This window comes from Labrenzia sp. 5N, from assembly GCF_012395805.1.
Lineage (GTDB): Bacteria > Pseudomonadota > Alphaproteobacteria > Rhizobiales > Stappiaceae > Roseibium > Roseibium algicola.
This window is the reverse complement of the sequence record NZ_JAAZTM010000020.1, coordinates 632,733-648,708: the sequence shown is the minus strand read 5'-3', so window position 1 is coordinate 648,708 and position 15,976 is coordinate 632,733. Positions and strand designations below refer to the sequence as shown.

Sequence of the window (15,976 nt, the reverse complement as noted above, 5' to 3'; positions counted from 1 at the left end):
GGACTCATTTCCGTATGGCAGACGCATTGAAGGTAGGCATCGCTGGCCTTGGCACCGTGGGGGCGGCCGTGGTGCAGCTCCTTTCAAAACACGGCGGACAGATTGCAACGAAAACCGGGCGAGCAGTGACCGTGACAGCGGTCAGTGCACGTGATCGGACCCGTGACCGGGGCATCGATGTCTCGGCATTCGAATGGTTCACCGATCCGGTGGAAATGGCCCGGACAGCAGATGTCGATATTTTTGTCGAACTGATCGGCGGCGACAACGGCCCGGCTGAGGAAAGCGTGCGCGCTGCTCTGGCGCGTGGCATTCATGTCGTGACAGCAAACAAGGCGCTGCTTGCGCGCCATGGCGTTGAGCTGGCAGTGCTGGCGGAGGCCAACGACGCCTGCCTCAACTACGAGGCAGCCGTTGCCGGAGGCATTCCGATCGTCAAGACGCTGCGCGAATCCATGGCCAGCAACGACATCAGCCGCATCTACGGTATCCTGAACGGGACCTGCAATTACATACTGACCCGGATGGAGGTAGAAGGCATCAGCTTTCAGGATTGTCTGTCGGATGCACAGCGCCTCGGCTATGCGGAGGCGGATCCGACCTTCGACATCGAAGGTAACGACACCGCCCACAAGCTTGCCATCCTCACCAGTCTTGCCTTTGGCACGGAAATCTCGAGCGACGACATCTACGTCGAGGGCATCACCTCGATCACGACCGCCGATATTCAGGCTGCGGACGAGCTCGGTTTTCGGATCAAGCTGCTGGGCGTTGCCCAACGCACCGATACGGGCATCGAGCAACGTGTTCATCCGACCATGGTGCCGAAGTCCTCTGCGATTGCGCGGATCGACGGCGTCCTGAATGCTGTGGCTGTCGACGGTGACTTCGTTGGTGAAATCGTGCTCGTCGGACCGGGTGCCGGCGGCAATGCGACGGCGTCATCCGTCGTGGCCGATCTCGCGGATATTGCCCGGGGCGACGAAACGCCTGTTCTTGGCATGCCCGCTGCAGAGCTTAACAGCTATCAACGTGCCCGCATGCGGCTTCATGAAGGCGGATATTACATCCGCCTGTCCGTATTCGATCGGCCGGGTGCTTTCGCCGAAATCGCCAGATGCATGGGCGATGCCGGCATTTCACTGGAATCGATTGTCCAGAAACGTCATGCAAATAAGGACGTTCCTGTGAAATTTGATGCGGACCTGCCTCAACCTGTCATCCTCATCACGTATGAAACGACTGAAGTGGCAATCAAAGAGGCATTGGACGTGATCATGTCCAAGGGGGTAGTTTCCGAACAGCCTCAGATGATCCGCATTGAAAAACTGAACTGACGAGTGAGTGCCCGCCGAGGCGTCCTGCGGAGGGAGAGACTGGAGATGTTGATGTCCAATACTGATAAACAACCGTCGAGCGGCCTGGACCGTATTCTGACGCTCGAGCTGGCCCGCGTCAGTGAAAGAGCGGCTGTGTCGGCAGCCCGGTTGCGCGGTCACGGCGACGAAATGGCCGCGGACCAGGCGGCAGTGGACGCAATGCGGCGCGAACTGAACCGCCTGCCTATCGACGGTACCGTGGTTATCGGTGAGGGGGAGCGCGACGAAGCTCCGATGCTCTACATCGGTGAAAACGTCGGCACGAAGCAGGGACCGAAAGTCGACATCGCTCTCGACCCGCTGGAAGGCACGACCATCTGCGCCAAGAACCTGCCGAACTCCCTGGCGGTTATCGCATTGGCGCCGGCGGGCGATCTTCTGAACGCTCCGGACAGCTATATGGACAAGATTGCCATCGGGCCGGGTTACAAGGCCGGATTGATCGATCTGGACGCACCGATTGCCGAAAATATTGCTGCTGTTGCCAAGGAAAAAGGCGTCAAGGTCAGTGAAGTCACCGCCTGCGTGCTCGACCGTCCGCGCCACGCCCGCCTGATCGAGGAAATCCGGGCGACCGGTGCTGCAATCCGCCTGATCGGAGATGGTGACGTCGCCGGCGTTATTCACACGACCGATCCGGACGAAACCGGCATCGATATCTACGCAGGTATCGGCGGTGCCCCGGAAGGTGTGCTTGCAGCTGCCGCTCTTCGTTGTATCGGTGGCCAGATGCAGTCTCGTCTCGTGATCACGCGCGACGAGCAGGTCGAGCGTGCGCATCGCATGGGTATCGAGGACATCAAGAAGAAGTACACGCTTGAAGAAATGGCCGGGCCGGACGTGCTTTTTGCCGCAACGGGCGTAACTGACGGCAACTTCCTGCAGGGCGTCCGCTTCGGCCGTCATCACATCACCACGCACACCGTTGTCATGCGGTCCTCCACTGGGACGGTGCGCTACATCAAGGCCCAGCACACGGATCTTGAGAAGTTTCATCTGGACTAAGCGCGGCTGAATGCTGGGACAATCCGGGGAAGACGACAGGCGGCTCGTACTTGGGGTCGCCCGTTCCGCAAACGACAACGCCTGGCGCGAGCGCCTGAGTGGCGCTGACCTGCGAACCGCGATGGCGATTTCGCAGGTTCACGGACTGCCGGACGTGCTGGCGCGTGTCATGGCTGCGCGCGGCGTTCAGGCCGACGAGGCAACCGGCTTCCTGGAACCGTCACTCAAGCTGCTGATGCCCGATCCTTCCGGTCTGGTCGATATGGACGCCGCCGTGGCAAGGGTTGCGGATGCAGTCCAGGCTGGTCGAAAGATTGCGATCTTCGGCGACTATGATGTCGACGGGGCGACATCGTCTGCGATATTCGCCAAATACCTGCAGTGGCTCGGCCTTGACCCTGTGATCCATATTCCGGATCGGATCATCGAAGGATACGGACCGAACGGTCCGGCCATCGAACATCTTCGCCATGGCGGGGCTGATCTGCTGGTGACGCTCGACTGCGGCAGTACGTCTTTTGAAGCTTTTGAAACTGCCCAGCAACTTGATCTCGACGTCGTGGTCATCGATCACCACCAGGTTGGCGAAACGCTTCCGGCGGTTGCGGCGCTCGTCAACCCGAACCGGCAGGATGATCTGTCGGGGCAGGGGCATCTGGCAGCTGTCGGCGTCACGTTCCTGTTTCTTGTCGGCCTGAACCGCGAGTTGCGACGCCGCGGGGTTTTCCAGGGCAGGCAGGAGCCGGATCTCATGGCGCTGCTCGATCTGGTGGCGCTTGGTACCGTGTGCGACGTCGTTCCGTTGCAGGGCCTGAACAGGGCCTATGTGACACGTGGCCTTGCGGTGATGCACCAACGCCGAAATTACGGGCTGACTGCGCTTGCGGACACTGCGCGCGTGAGCGGAAAGCCGGCGCCTTATCATCTGGGTTTCTTGATAGGCCCGCGGATCAACGCGGGAGGACGTATTGGCGACGCTGCACTGGGCGCGCGCCTTCTGACGACGGAAGACCCGCACGAAGCACGGGCAATCGCCGAGCGGCTGGACCAGCTCAATACCGAACGTCAGTCCATGGAAGCAGTGATGCTGGAACAGGCCGGCGCAGAAGCCGCAATGGCGATCCAGGCACGTGATCCGGCGGTTCTCCTGACCGGTTCCGACGATTGGCATCCCGGGATTGTTGGACTGATTGCCTCTCGGCTCAAGGAAGCACACCGCAGGCCTTCCTTTGCGGTCGCCTTTGATGAAACCGGCAAGGGGACTGGCTCAGGGCGCTCCATCCCCGGTGTTGACCTTGGCAAGGCCGTTCGCAGAGCGGTTGACGAAGGTTTGCTCGAAAAGGGTGGTGGGCACGCCATGGCGGCAGGGCTTACAGTTCTGCGGGAGAAGACTGCCGACCTGGAGGCGTTTTTCAACGATGTGCTGAAGGATGACGTTGAGGCGGCAAGTGCGAACCGGGAACTGAAGATTGATGCTGCGCTGACGGCAACGGGCGCAAATCTCGATCTTCTGGAGTTGCTGGAAAAGGCGGGGCCTTATGGTGCCGGTCATGCTGAACCGGTGTTTGCCTTTCCCGCCCACCGGATTTCCTTCGCCGATGTGGTCGGTAAGGGACATGTCCGAGCCTCGATTACTTCTGGTGACGGGACTGCGTTAAAGGCAATCTGCTTCAAGGCGGACGACAAACCGCACGGTCAGATGCTTTTGCAGGGCCGGGGACAGTCGCTGCATGTGGCAGGTACGCTGTCAATCGACACCTGGCAGGGGACACCCAAGGTGCAACTGCGCATCCTTGATGTCGCGGATCCGCAGAAAACCCGCCTTTGATGCGGCGCAGGTAAACGTGAATTAACCAAACGCTAAGTCTCCGGGCATAAGGTTTGAACCCACGAAGGAATCGTGAGGATCAGGCATGCGTGCTCAGAATGAGCTTTCGCCCTATTTCGAAGAAATAGACAGGCGTACGGACCGGGCCCTGAAAGGGATTCGGGAAGTCAGACGTTCAGCAAAACTCACCGCCCTGCCGCAAGAGCCGAAAGCAGCCCTTGTCGGAACAGGATTTCTGATGGTTCTGGTAGCATTTCTCGGACTGTTCATCGATTGAACCTTCCGGAAATACCGGACGAGCCAAGTTCAGGTGAACGAAAGACAGACAAGGGCTTGAAACGCTCTACGTGCTGCCTTTAAGTCTTGCGTCTTAGTTATCGAGACGTCGGGCACCATGACAGATTATCCCATTGCACTTTGGTCCTTTAACCTGAGCCGCGCTCCAGCTTCGGTGGCAGCTTTTGCTGCACAGATAGAAGAGGGAATGCAGCGCGCCGCGGGAGAGGGCGCAAAGCTCCTGATGCTTCCTGAATATCTTGTGGAATGTTGCCTGGCGTTCAAACCCGAAGGTCTGCTGCCTGACCAGGAAATGGCGTTCCTGGCGGACGTGGGCACCGACTTGCTCGCGATACTTGCTCCGCTACCTGCCAAGTATGGTGTGTCGCTGTTGGCTGGATCGATGCCTGTTCAGGCGCCTGCGGGTTTCACCAACACAGCCGTTCTGCTGACAGCCGACGGGCGCGAGATCCGTCAGGACAAATTGTGCCTCACACCGTTTGAGCAGGATCCGGAGATCTGGCATCTGGTGCCTGGAGCTGATCTGAAGACGTTCGAGCTCGACGGATTGAAGATGGCGATCCTGATCTGTCTGGATGTCGAAATGCCGGCGCTCAGCAGCCTGCTGGCGAAGCTGGATCTCGATCTTCTGCTAGTGCCTTCAATGACGGAAAAACTCTCCGGCTATCACCGTGTCTTCGGCTGTGCCAAGGCACGTGCGGTTGAGCTCATGTGCGCGGTCGCCGTATGCGGTCTTGTTGGCACATCAAAGGGCACAACGCAGAACGACACCAACGTTTCCGGGGCGGCGCTGTATTTGCCGTGTGAAGAGGAATTCGGTTTTACAGGTGTTGCCGCAGAGGTAGCCGCGACCTCTGGAAGCAACGGGGAAGAACCGTTCCTTGTCGTTTCGGTCCCCCTCAACGAACTTCGAGACCTGAAGTCCGGCAAGGCGGAAGTTTGGCCGGGAGCCTGGACAGCCGATCACGTTTCCGTTTCGGCGGCCTGAAGCGGACTTGTAATATTTGTAATAAAAATGTGCGCGCACCGAGTGCACTTTTCTCTAGACGTCCCTAAGGGAACTCCCTATACACCTGCTGTTCCAGAACAACAGGTGTGGAGATGGGATTCGCTAAGGCACTGACAGCGCGGGATGCATCGTGGCTGCACGGTATTGCAGGTTTGTTTGTCAAACCGCTCCGTCTGCAGATCGCGGCTCTTTGCGTGCGTCCGGGCGAGGCGGAGCCTGAAATTCTCCTGGTCTCGACCCGCGAGACCGGCCGCTTGATCTTGCCGAAAGGCTGGCCTGAAAAGGACAAGCCCGCATTTGAAACGGCGTTGATCGAAGCCTATGAGGAAGCGGGAATTGTCGGCACGGCCGAACCGCGGGCCATTGGCAGCTTCCGGTCCTACAAGGGCCTTGCGGACGGATTGAAGATCCGTACCAAGGTGATTGTCTTCAAGATCCGTTTTGAAAAACAATTGAAAGACTTTCCTGAAATCGGGCAACGCAAGAGGGTCTGGCTGCCCTTCTCGAAGGCAATCGAGGCCGCCGAAGAGCCGGCGCTGAGACGGTTTTTGCGGCAGCACAAATCGCAAATCTGTTAGACATTTCCTGAGGGATAGCGAGGCGTGTTCGGGTGCTCACCAACAAGGACCTGAAAAAGAAGGCTCTGGACAAGGATCTCGACAAGATCAGCTTTGTCAGTGAGGCGGCGGAGGCTATGGGCCGACGTCTTGTCGGACCGGGTCTTGCCCTGGTGTTCCTCGTGATCTGCGCCTGCGTGGCCGCATTCCAGGTGTCTTCCAGCGGTTTCTCCAACATGCTCATCCTTGTGGCCGCCAGTGCAATTGGCGGCTACATGGCGCTCAATATCGGCGCTAACGACGTTGCCAACAATGTCGGTCCTGCCGTGGGCGCGCGTGTCGTCAGCCTCACTGGCGCCTTGCTGATTGCGGCCGTTTGCGAAAGCGCGGGCGCATTGCTTGCCGGAGCGGATGTCGTCTCGACCGTTTCCGGAGATATCCTGAGCCCCAGCGATGTCCGAAACAGTTCGGAATTCACGCTGGCAATGCTGACGGCCATGGCAGCCTCAGCTTTGTGGATCAATTTCGCGACTGTGATCGGCGCACCTGTTTCGACCACCCATTCGATCATTGGCGGTGTTGTCGGCGCCGGGATCGCGGCAAGCGGCTTTGCAGCCATCAACTGGACAACCATTTCGACAATCGCTGCTTCCTGGGTTCTGTCTCCGGTGCTCGGCGGTCTTGTCGGGGCCGGGATCATGGCCTTTATCAATTCAAGGGTCGTCTATACGCCGGACCGGCTGAAAGCTGCCAGATATTGGTTGCCGATACTGCTGGGCCTCATGGGGGCGACCTTCACCGGCTACATTCTGCTGAAGACGTCCGACCGTCTCATCTATGTTCCTGAATGGCTCGCCATCGTGCTGTCGCTCACCGTCGGCTTCGTTGTCTGGCGGATCTATTGCCGGGTAATCCACGCCCAAACGCTTACGCTGGAAAACAGTGCGCGCGCGTTGCGCAACCTGTTTGCGGTACCGCTCATGGTCGCGGCAGGTTTGCTGTCATTTGCCCATGGTGCCAACGACGTTGCAAACGCCATCGGGCCGCTGGCAGCCATCGTTCTCAGCCAATCGAATGATTTTCCGGATCTCGTATTTTGGTATCTGGGGGCGCTCAATCCCGAAGTGCCGATCTGGGTGAGTGCAGTCGGCGCATGCGGGATTTCCGCCGGTCTTTTGCTGTTCGGCAGACGGCTTGTCACTGTTGTCGGCAAGAAGATCACCAAACTTAGTCCCGTACGTGCCTTTTGCATCACCCTGGCAACCGCCGCGACCGTGCTGACGGCTTCTGGTGCGGGGCTGCCGGTATCGTCCACTCATATTGCGGTTGGTGCGCTGTTCGGTGTGGGTTTTTACCGGGAATGGTATCGCAACAAGTATGTTGCGGAAGGCGGGGTCATGAAACCGCGCAAGATGATGAAAAACAGGGAAGAGCGTCGCAGACGCCTCCTGGTGCGTCGATCAAGCCTGATCACCATCATCGCAGCCTGGGTTGTCACTGTTCCCGCCTCAGCCTTGCTGGCCGCCGGCCTATTCACGGCGCTCAAGCTCGTCCTCTCATGAGAACTCCGTTCTGCCCTAACAAGTTCGACGGATAACAAACAGCACACAGTGCGCATTTTCTGGACAAGCCCGAGTTCCGGCCTTATCTTCCGAGTGTCACCAACATTTCGGAAAGGGCACCATGGCGCAGCTTTATTCAGCAATCGACACCCGGACTTCCTGGTTTCAGAACCTGCTTCTGTTGTTCCGGCGCCCTTCGAGATTGCAGATCGCAGCGTTGTGCCATCGTTTGCGCGACGGGGAGCGGGAAGTCCTGCTTGTGACGACCAAATCCACGCATCGCTGGATTCTTCCCAAAGGCTGGCCGATCATGTCGTTGAAAGCACACCACACCGCAGCGGTGGAGGCTTTCGAAGAGGCAGGCGTTATCGGAAATGCGCAGAAGAAACCCTTTGCCAGTTTTCAGTCACACAAAGGCGGCGAAGGCGGCTTACAGCTCAGGACGGAAGTTCTTGTGTTCCTTGTCGACGTGGAAAGCACGACAAGCAGTTTTCCCGACAAGGACGAGCGCGACGTCCGGTGGCTTCCGATCCAGGAAGCCATGCGGCTTGCCGGCGATCCGGGCCTCGTGAAGGTGCTTCGCAAACTGGAAAATTTACCCAACTAAGAAATTTTGGCCAATGAGGGCCGTTTTGGTTGACCTTTTCGGACGATTGTTTAAGGCAGGCGCCAGATGACGCTTGGCTTGCAAGACTTGCCTTCAAAGGACTTCCCGACTGGAACGCCCATGCCGAATTTGAAAAAGCCGACCCTCGACAAGGATCTCGACAAGCTGAGCTACATGGAAGAGGCCGCCGGGTCTCTTGGACGTGGCTTGATTGCGCCGGGTATCGCGCTGGTCTTTATCGTCTTGTGCGCCCTTGGCGCCGGTGCCTCCATGTCGGGAGCACCGGGAACGGTCATTATCGTCGCTGCGGCAGCCATCGGCGCCTATATGGCACTCAATATCGGTGCCAACGATGTTGCCAACAACGTTGGCCCCGCCGTCGGTTCGCGGGCCATGACACTGCTGACGGCGCTGATCATTGCCGCCGTCTTTGAAAGTGCAGGGGCCCTGATCGCAGGTGGGGATGTCGTCAGCACCATCTCCAAGGGTATCATTGATCCCGCTTCGGTGGCCGATGCCAATGTCTTCATGGCAGCGATGATGGCGGCCCTGGTATCCTCCGCACTCTGGATCAACCTTGCTACCTGGATCGGTGCACCGGTTTCGACAACGCATTCCATCGTTGGCGGCGTCATGGGAGCTGGCATTGCGGCGGCAGGCTTCAGCGCGGTCAATTGGGCGACAATGGGCGGTATCGCAGCAAGCTGGGTCATCTCGCCATTCCTAGGCGGTCTGGTTGCTGCAGGTTTCCTGGCCTTCATCAAGACTTTCATCATCTATCAGGACGACAAAATCGCCGCTGCCCGCAAATGGGTTCCGGTTCTGATCGGTGTCATGTCGGGAACCTTTGCCAGCTATCTGGCACTCAAGGGCCTGAAGAAGATCGTGCATATCGACATGCCGATGTCATTGTTGCTTGGTGTTGTTGTCGGGCTTGCGGTCTGGGCAATCGTGCGACCGCTGATCAGGCGTCAGTCTGAAGGGCTGGAAAACCGCAACCAGTCTCTCCGCATCCTGTTTTCCGTGCCGCTTGTCTGTTCGGCGGCTCTTCTGTCCTTTGCACACGGAGCGAACGACGTTGCAAATGCTGTGGGCCCACTTGCCGCCATCGTTCACACGGCGGAACTCGGAGACGTCGCAGCCAAGGTGAGCATTCCACTCTGGGTAATGGCAGTCGGTGCCTTCGGCATTTCATTCGGCCTATTGTTGTTCGGCCCGCGCCTGATCGAAATGGTTGGCCAGCAGATTACCAAGCTCAATCCGATGCGGGCCTACTGCGTTTCGCTATCAGCTGCCATCACGGTGATTGTTGCCTCGGGTTTCGGACTGCCCGTGAGTTCCACCCACATCGCCGTGGGAGCTGTCTTCGGTGTTGGGTTCTTCCGGGAGTGGTATACGGAACGCTCAAAGCGCCGCCTGGATTTCGTGAACCAGAAACAAGGCAATGGCAACGTGGTGCGACCTGTCCGCAATCGCGAGGAGCAGGCACGTCGTCACTTGGTACGCCGGGCGCATTTCATGACCATCGTTGCCGCCTGGGTCGTCACCGTTCCGGCTGCTGCCGTCCTGTCCGCCGGGCTTTACTTCGTCATGGTCAAGCTGATTGCCTGATAAAGGCGATTTCTAACCGGGTAGATGTCCGGCCGGCTCCAGGGTGAGGTTGGCCCAGACCGGCAAATGGTCCGAAGCAACGCGTGCCGTCTTCGATTTATGGACGCCAGCCTGCCTGACGACGAACTCCGGGCTGGTTATGATCCGGTCCAGGCTGCCGACGGGAAGGGGACTGGGAAAGCTCCGTCCCGGCGTCGTCACCTCATAGCGTTCTTCAAACAGCTTGATGCTGCCTGCCGTGTCTCGCCATTCGTTCAGGTCTCCGATCAGCACTGTCGGCAAATAATCCAGATGCTCGTGCAGCTGATGCATCAGCGAGGTTATCTGCTTTTTTCGAAAGTGACCGATCAGGCTCAGGTGCATGGCTGCCACACGGATTTTTTCACCGGCAACTTCAAGGTCGACAGCAACCGCACCACGTGGTTCCAGCGTTGGCAGATCTAGCCGGCGATGGTCGAGAATACCAATCGAATTTCGAACAAGAATAGCGTTGCCGTGCCAGCCCAGGCTCTTGTCGCCCGTCGCGAACGGAACGGGGCGGTAATCCGTTTCCTGAAGAATCGTGTCTCTGTCGAGGGTGCTTTCCCGTGGTCCGAAGCGCTTGTCTGCTTCCTGCAAGGCCAGGATGTCGCAGTCCAGTTCCTGGATAACCTTGAGCGTCCGGTCAGGCCGCCTGCGCGCGTCGACGCCTATTGATTTTTGTATGTTGTAAGAACCGATTTTCAGCATGGGCGCAGAGTGAAGGCCTCACGTTTAAAGTTGCAAGGGGAATAGGTTGATTTGGCCACCTTTGCGACCAATTTAGGCAGCCTTTGTCTGCTCCATTCGCTCCGTCGCCCGTTTGAGCGCAGCAAGGCATTTTGCATCCAGGGCTGTGCCGGCTTCGCTTTCCATGATGCCGAGTGCCTTGGGCAACGGCATCGGTCCACGATAAGGCCGTTCTGCGGTCAATGCGTCGAAAATATCCGCCGTCGTGACAATACGCGTTTCCATCGAAATCCTGCTTGCGGTCAGCCCGTCCGGATATCCGCGGCCGTCCAGTTTTTCATGATGCCCTCTCGCGATCGGCGACAGGTCCTTGAACGTATCGATCCTGGAGAGGATCTCGTCGGAGTAAACGGGATGCATGCGGATTTGTTCCCACTCCAGGTCATCGAGCTTTCCGGGCTTGTCGAGGACTGAGTTGCTGACGCCGAGTTTGCCGATGTCGTGCAGGAGAGCCGCCCGTCTCAGCAACTGCCGGTCACGCATTCCGTAACCCAACTCTTCTGCGATCATGTCGGTGTAAAGCGTTACGCGCTCGCTGTGTCCGGCGGTGTAGGGACTTTTGGAGTCGATCACGAGCGCAAAGCCGTGGGCTATGTCGTCGAGCTGCTCCTCATCTGCAAAACGAATGTTCTGCGCTGGCTCGAGGCCGTAGACGATCTTGTCGAGGTTGTCCGACTTCAAGGCGTTCCAGAACTGGGGATTACTTGCGACGGTTTCTGCTGCAGCCACCAAGGCGGGGTCGAACCAGCTGCCGGCCCGTTCCTTCAATTCCTGCAAGGCCCCCTGTACGCCTGCATTGATCTGAAAGACATCCATGACCTGTGCCAGCAAGGCGATCTGGGAAAATACCGGGATGGTGGAGCCCACAATGCCGTGCGGCCGTCCTTTGCCGTCCCAATGTTCATCCAGACTGTAAATTCCGGATACGACAGTTTCCGAGAAGTGCATCTGGCGGGCAATGTCGCCGCCGCGCGTGCAGCGTGTTTCGATCATCTCGTTTGCAATGTCGCCGCCATTTTGAAGAATGTTGACGATGGCGCGCACACGTTCTGCAAAGCCGTGCTTCAACCCGGTGTGAGAAAGCACGAAACGCAGGGCCGCAGGCAGGCTGTCGCTGATCGTCTTGAAGTCGTGTTTGAAGGTCAGGTCGTCGGTGAGATAAAGCTCGCAGATCCTCGCTGCATTGCTTGAACAGCCAAGGTCCTTCAAAAGCAGCGTGTAATAGAGATCGCTGAGTTGCGCTTCAGTCAGCCCGACTTGCCGTCCGATATGAATGCCGATCCAGCAACAGCGAACGCAGTGACCACGCGGCTGGCCTTCCGTGATGTCCAAAGCGTGACTGAGTGCGCCGAGCAGCTCCGCCAGCCGGAGTTTTCTGGAAACCTGTTCGGACATAAGAGCGAGCCTCGCGCAACGATGTGTTCCGCGAGGCTCGCAAAGTTTCGTTAAAATCAGGTGTTTTCACCGACCCCGGTCAGGCTGCTTCCAGCTCTGTAGCCGATTGGACAAGCAGACCTGCCACGTAGTCCATGAAGGAAACCCAGGCTTCCACCACAAATGTGTCCGCACCTGTCCGCCAGATCATCACCGGAGACTTGTGAAACAGGGTCCTTGTCACTGTGCCGACCGGAAAGACCTCAAGCGAGAAATCGATGAAGACCCCGGTGTTGAGCAACCAGGCAGCCTTGTCGCCACTGACGATGATCGCTTCCGAACGGTCGGAGATATCAACCAGGGCGTGGGGATGCGTTGAGAGTTTTTCCTCGATGCCGTCGAACACCGCCCTGAGGTCTTCTTCAGGTGCAAGCAATGTCCACTCGTCCGGCCCCATCCAGAGCGCTGCCCGCTTGGCGGAAGTGGAGTTCGACAAGGGAGAAAGCGGCAGTGAGGCGCCAAATGCCGAGCCTGCTTCCTTTTGCGCAGCTTCACGGCAACGCAGGGAAAGTCGCGTCATGGGCGCAGCTTTCAGGATGGAGACCGACGGTAGGCTCAGAAGCGGTGTTTCACCTGCGTCCGGCGTGATCAGATCGTTTGCCAGAAGTTCAGACATTGATCCGTGCTCCTTCCTTGTCATAGAACACCGTGCTCGTGACCTCGACCGGAATGCTTCCGGTCGGCATCGGCACATAGAGCGTTTTGCCTTCCAGTGCGTGCCCGTTCTTCACGATCGCGAGGGCAATCGTACGGTCGAGCGCCGGACTGTAGTAGGACGAGGTGACATGACCTTCCGCAGGCGTGCCGGTGGCGGGGTTCTCGGCTGTCGTGATCTGGGCACCTTCTTCCAGCTTCACTTTCGGGTCCTTCGTCAGAAGGCCCACGAATTGCTTCCGACCTTCTGCAACAAGGTCAGTACGGGCCAGGCCACGCTTGCCGACGAAGTCGAACTTGTTCTTGCCGATCGCCCAGCTCATGCCGGCATCCTGCGGGGTAACCGTACCGTCCGTGTCCTGACCGACAATGATGTAACCCTTCTCGGCGCGCAGAACGTGCATGGATTCCGTTCCGTATACGGTGCCGTTGTGCTTCTCGATTTCCTTGGCGAGCGTTTCCCACATCATCTTGCCATGACGGCGGGGAACGTTGATTTCGAAGCCGAGTTCACCGGTGAAGGAAATCCGGAAAAGCCGGCAGGGAACGCCGCAGAAGGTCGCTTCCTTGACGCTCATGTGCGGGAAGGCATCGGCGGAGAGATCGACACCTTCGATAAAGGGCGCAATTACCTCCCGAGCCTTCGGCCCCTGAACCGCGGCGACCGCAAACTGTTCGGTGGTCGACGTGATCCAGACATCGAGATCCGGCCATTCTGTTTGCAGGTAGTCTTCCATGGTCGCAAACACACTCGGCGCGCCGCCGGTCGTGGTGGTTACATGGAAACGGTCTTCCGCAAGGCGTCCGATAACACCATCGTCGGTGATGAAACCGGCGTCATTGAGCAGCAGGCCATAGCGGCAGCGGCCGGGCGCCAGCTTCTTCCACGGGTTGGTGTACATCCGCTCCAGGAATTCGGCCGCATCCGGTCCGACAATTTCGATCTTGCCGAGCGTGGAGGCATCGAACAGCCCGACACTTTCGCGGACGGTTTTGCATTCGCGAGCAACCGCCGCATGCATGTCTTCACCGTTCTTCGGGAAGTACCAAGTGCGCTTCCACTGGCCAACGTCCTCATAGACGCCGCCGTTCTCCACCACCCAGTCATGGGAAGGTGTCTTGCGAACCGGGTCGAAGAAGTCGCCACGCGATACACCGGCAAAGAGACCGAATGTCGTTGGAGTGTAGGGCTGGCGGAATGTGGTGAGCCCGACATCCGTTACCGGCTTCTGCAAGGCCCCTGACGCGATCTCCAGGGCGTTCATGTTCGAAAGACGACCCTGGTCGGTGGCCATGCCGGTGGTGGTGTAGCGCTTGATATGCTCGATGGACTGCATGCCTTCGCGCACGGCCAGCTTGACGTCCTTGGCGGTAACGTCGTTCTGATAATCGACGAATGCCTTGACCCGTGAAGCGTTCCGATCGTGGGGCAGGGCGCCGAGGATACCGCCTGTTCCGGCTTCTCCACCTGTTGCCGTGACATAGGTCACCTTGGCGGACTTGCCGGTTGCGGCCCTGGCTGCTTCTTCACCGGCCGCATAGCCGTCGTGAAGCGTTGCCTGCAGGCCGTAAAGGCCTTTGGAGCCGCCTGCCGAACGTTCCTTCTGAACGGAAATACCGGGAACATAGGCCCCCTTGTCCGCGTCCCAGACGACCTTGCCGCGGGACTGGGAATACAAGCTGACGGTCGGAGTCCAGCCGCCGGACATCAAAAGCGCGTCGCACGCAATCTGGCCACCGGAGGCAACCTGTCCCGATGTCATCATCCGGCCGAGCAAGGCGCCTTTGACACGCTTGCGACCGAGAGTTCCTGTTACAACGCATCCTGCCTCGACACGAATGCCCCTGGCTTCAGCGATTGCAACCAGGCTTTCAGGCGGCGTTTCGCGCATGTCCACGATGGCGGCAACGTCGACACCATGGTCCGCAAGGTCGAATGCCGCTTGCCACGCACTGTCGCAGGCCGTCGCCACCAAAACCTTGTGGCCGACTTTGACGCCATAGCGGTTGAGGTAGGTTCTTCCAGCTTCCGCAAGCAGAATGCCCGGTCGGTCATTCTCCGGAAACACCATCGGACGTTCTATCGCACCGGCTGCAATCACCACTTCCTTGGCGCGCACCTGCCACAGTCGTTCACGCGGCAGTTTGGGATCCGGGTTGGGCAAATGTTCGGTGATGCGCTCTGCCAGCGAAATGAAGTTATGCGCAAAATATCCGAAGGCCGTTGTGCGCGGCAGGAGTGTGACATTGTCCATCGCGGCAAGCTTGGCGATGGTTTCCGAAACGAACTCCGCAGGATCCTTTCCGTCGATGCTTGCGCTGACTTCAGAAAGCAGCGAACCGCCGAATTCAGCCTGCTCGTCGACCAGCATCACCTTGGCACCGGTCTCTGCCGCAGCCAGAGCCGCTGCAAGTCCGGTTGGTCCGGAGCCGACGACAAGAACGTCGCAGTGGGCGTAGATGTTGCCGTAGAAGTCGTGATCCGGGTTTTTCGGCGGTTTGCCGAGACCGGCCGCAGAACGGATGATCGGCTCGTAGACCTTGTCCCAGAAGGCATGCGGCCACATGAAGGTCTTGTAGTAGAACCCGGCCGGAAACAGCGGCGAAAGCAGATCGTTCACGGCGCCGATGTCAAACCCGAGCGAGGGAAAACGGTTCTGTGAAACGGCTTCAAGGCCCTGATAAAGCTCAACCTGTGTAGCGCGCAGGTTCGGCGTCTGATCGCCGTTGCGGTAAACCCCGACCAGCGCGTTCGGTTCTTCCGAACCGGCAGTCAGAATGCCGCGCGGACGGTGATACTTGAACGAACGACCGACCAGGTGAACACCATTGGCAAGCAGCGCAGAGGCAAGGGTATCGCCCTTGTGGCCTTGCATTTCCTCGCCGTCAAAGGTGAAGGTGAGTTGCTCGGCGCGGTCGATCCGGCCGCCTTTTTCAGTACGGAATGGCTGGCTCATTTGCCGGCCTCCTTGGCAATCGCTTCAAGATCCGGTTTCGGTTCGCCGGTCTTGTAGATTTTCAGGAACTTGTCGCTGACGGTATCGCGGACAGCGTTGAAGAACCGTCCGCAGCCGTGAATATGGCGCCAGCGCTCGGCGGCTACACCCTTGGTATTGTCGCGCATGTACAAAAACTCCACCCAGTCCTCGTCCGTGGCCTGGCTCGGATCGGCCGGTCGCGCGATATGGGCTTCACCGCGGCAGGCAAATTCCGTTTCTGCACGCTCGACCTGGCAGTAGGGGCAATAAATCAGCAGCATTCTTGT

14 protein-coding genes are annotated in these 15,976 nt (G+C 58.6%); 9 read left to right on the top strand and 5 right to left on the bottom strand.

Annotated elements, in window-relative coordinates:
• Positions 1-14: 14 nt before the first annotated feature.
• The 9 genes from HEP89_RS23525 (at position 15) to HEP89_RS23485 (ending at position 9,855) form a co-directional block, all read left to right on the top strand.
• Positions 15-1,337: a homoserine dehydrogenase gene (locus tag HEP89_RS23525; RefSeq protein ID WP_168693188.1), complete on the top strand. Its 1,323-nt coding sequence runs from the start codon at positions 15-17 to the stop codon at positions 1,335-1,337.
• A 51-nt stretch (positions 1,338-1,388) separates the two neighbouring features.
• Complete coding sequence (glpX, locus tag HEP89_RS23520; RefSeq protein ID WP_022999409.1) at positions 1,389-2,384, top strand: class II fructose-bisphosphatase; 996 nt, start codon at positions 1,389-1,391, stop codon at positions 2,382-2,384.
• Between the two features lie 10 nt (positions 2,385-2,394).
• On the top strand, positions 2,395-4,212 hold the full coding sequence (recJ, locus tag HEP89_RS23515; protein ID WP_168693187.1) for a single-stranded-DNA-specific exonuclease RecJ: 1,818 nt from the start codon (positions 2,395-2,397) through the stop codon (positions 4,210-4,212).
• Between the two features lie 85 nt (positions 4,213-4,297).
• Complete coding sequence (locus HEP89_RS23510) at positions 4,298-4,489, top strand: hypothetical protein (RefSeq protein ID WP_022999407.1); 192 nt, start codon at positions 4,298-4,300, stop codon at positions 4,487-4,489.
• A gap of 117 nt (positions 4,490-4,606) precedes the next feature.
• On the top strand, positions 4,607-5,497 hold the full coding sequence (locus HEP89_RS23505) for a nitrilase-related carbon-nitrogen hydrolase (RefSeq protein ID WP_168693186.1): 891 nt from the start codon (positions 4,607-4,609) through the stop codon (positions 5,495-5,497).
• Between the two features lie 113 nt (positions 5,498-5,610).
• Positions 5,611-6,096 (top strand): NUDIX hydrolase, encoded by a 486-nt coding sequence (locus tag HEP89_RS23500; protein WP_209014803.1) that lies wholly within the window; start codon positions 5,611-5,613, stop codon positions 6,094-6,096.
• Positions 6,097-6,128: 32 nt separating this feature from the next.
• Entirely contained in the window at positions 6,129-7,637 is a 1,509-nt protein-coding gene (locus tag HEP89_RS23495; RefSeq protein WP_286201072.1) for an inorganic phosphate transporter, read from the top strand.
• Between the two features lie 121 nt (positions 7,638-7,758).
• A complete protein-coding gene (locus tag HEP89_RS23490) occupies positions 7,759-8,244 on the top strand; it encodes an NUDIX hydrolase (protein WP_022999403.1) in 486 nt (161 codons plus the stop codon).
• A 120-nt stretch (positions 8,245-8,364) separates the two neighbouring features.
• On the top strand, positions 8,365-9,855 hold the full coding sequence (locus HEP89_RS23485) for an inorganic phosphate transporter (RefSeq protein WP_055653956.1): 1,491 nt from the start codon (positions 8,365-8,367) through the stop codon (positions 9,853-9,855).
• Positions 9,856-9,867: 12 nt separating this feature from the next.
• On the opposite strand, the gene HEP89_RS23480 is transcribed toward HEP89_RS23485, so the two are convergent.
• From HEP89_RS23480 to HEP89_RS23460, 5 genes are all read right to left on the bottom strand, one after another.
• Entirely contained in the window at positions 9,868-10,584 is a 717-nt protein-coding gene (locus HEP89_RS23480; RefSeq protein ID WP_055653958.1) for an endonuclease/exonuclease/phosphatase family protein, read from the bottom strand.
• Positions 10,585-10,656: 72 nt separating this feature from the next.
• Positions 10,657-12,018 (bottom strand): HD-GYP domain-containing protein, encoded by a 1,362-nt coding sequence (locus HEP89_RS23475; RefSeq protein WP_168693185.1) that lies wholly within the window; start codon positions 12,016-12,018, stop codon positions 10,657-10,659.
• A gap of 79 nt (positions 12,019-12,097) precedes the next feature.
• Positions 12,098-12,673 (bottom strand): sarcosine oxidase subunit gamma family protein, encoded by a 576-nt coding sequence (locus HEP89_RS23470; protein ID WP_077293000.1) that lies wholly within the window; start codon positions 12,671-12,673, stop codon positions 12,098-12,100.
• Positions 12,666-15,668: a sarcosine oxidase subunit alpha family protein gene (locus HEP89_RS23465; RefSeq protein WP_077292999.1), complete on the bottom strand. Its 3,003-nt coding sequence runs from the start codon at positions 15,666-15,668 to the stop codon at positions 12,666-12,668. Before HEP89_RS23465 ends, HEP89_RS23470 begins: the two co-directional genes overlap by 8 nt.
• Positions 15,665-15,970: a sarcosine oxidase subunit delta gene (locus HEP89_RS23460; protein ID WP_077292998.1), complete on the bottom strand. Its 306-nt coding sequence runs from the start codon at positions 15,968-15,970 to the stop codon at positions 15,665-15,667. Before HEP89_RS23460 ends, HEP89_RS23465 begins: the two co-directional genes overlap by 4 nt.
• Positions 15,971-15,976 lie beyond the last annotated feature (6 nt).

What these genes read in the sequence shown, in the direction of transcription:
- HEP89_RS23500 (WP_209014803.1), top strand. Translation starts at nt 5,611, where the DNA reads ATGGGATTCGCTAAGGCACTGACAGCGCGGGATGCATCGTGGCTGCAC.
- HEP89_RS23485 (WP_055653956.1), top strand. Translation starts at nt 8,365, where the DNA reads ATGCCGAATTTGAAAAAGCCGACCCTCGACAAGGATCTCGACAAGCTG.
- HEP89_RS23505 (WP_168693186.1), top strand. Translation starts at nt 4,607, where the DNA reads ATGACAGATTATCCCATTGCACTTTGGTCCTTTAACCTGAGCCGCGCT.
- recJ (WP_168693187.1), top strand. Translation starts at nt 2,395, where the DNA reads ATGCTGGGACAATCCGGGGAAGACGACAGGCGGCTCGTACTTGGGGTC.
- HEP89_RS23480 (WP_055653958.1), bottom strand. Translation starts at nt 10,584, where the DNA reads ATGCTGAAAATCGGTTCTTACAACATACAAAAATCAATAGGCGTCGAC.
- HEP89_RS23475 (WP_168693185.1), bottom strand. Translation starts at nt 12,018, where the DNA reads ATGTCCGAACAGGTTTCCAGAAAACTCCGGCTGGCGGAGCTGCTCGGC.
- HEP89_RS23510 (WP_022999407.1), top strand. Translation starts at nt 4,298, where the DNA reads ATGCGTGCTCAGAATGAGCTTTCGCCCTATTTCGAAGAAATAGACAGG.
- HEP89_RS23460 (WP_077292998.1), bottom strand. Translation starts at nt 15,970, where the DNA reads ATGCTGCTGATTTATTGCCCCTACTGCCAGGTCGAGCGTGCAGAAACG.
- glpX (WP_022999409.1), top strand. Translation starts at nt 1,389, where the DNA reads ATGTCCAATACTGATAAACAACCGTCGAGCGGCCTGGACCGTATTCTG.
- HEP89_RS23490 (WP_022999403.1), top strand. Translation starts at nt 7,759, where the DNA reads ATGGCGCAGCTTTATTCAGCAATCGACACCCGGACTTCCTGGTTTCAG.
- HEP89_RS23465 (WP_077292999.1), bottom strand. Translation starts at nt 15,668, where the DNA reads ATGAGCCAGCCATTCCGTACTGAAAAAGGCGGCCGGATCGACCGCGCC.
- HEP89_RS23470 (WP_077293000.1), bottom strand. Translation starts at nt 12,673, where the DNA reads ATGTCTGAACTTCTGGCAAACGATCTGATCACGCCGGACGCAGGTGAA.
- HEP89_RS23525 (WP_168693188.1), top strand. Translation starts at nt 15, where the DNA reads ATGGCAGACGCATTGAAGGTAGGCATCGCTGGCCTTGGCACCGTGGGG.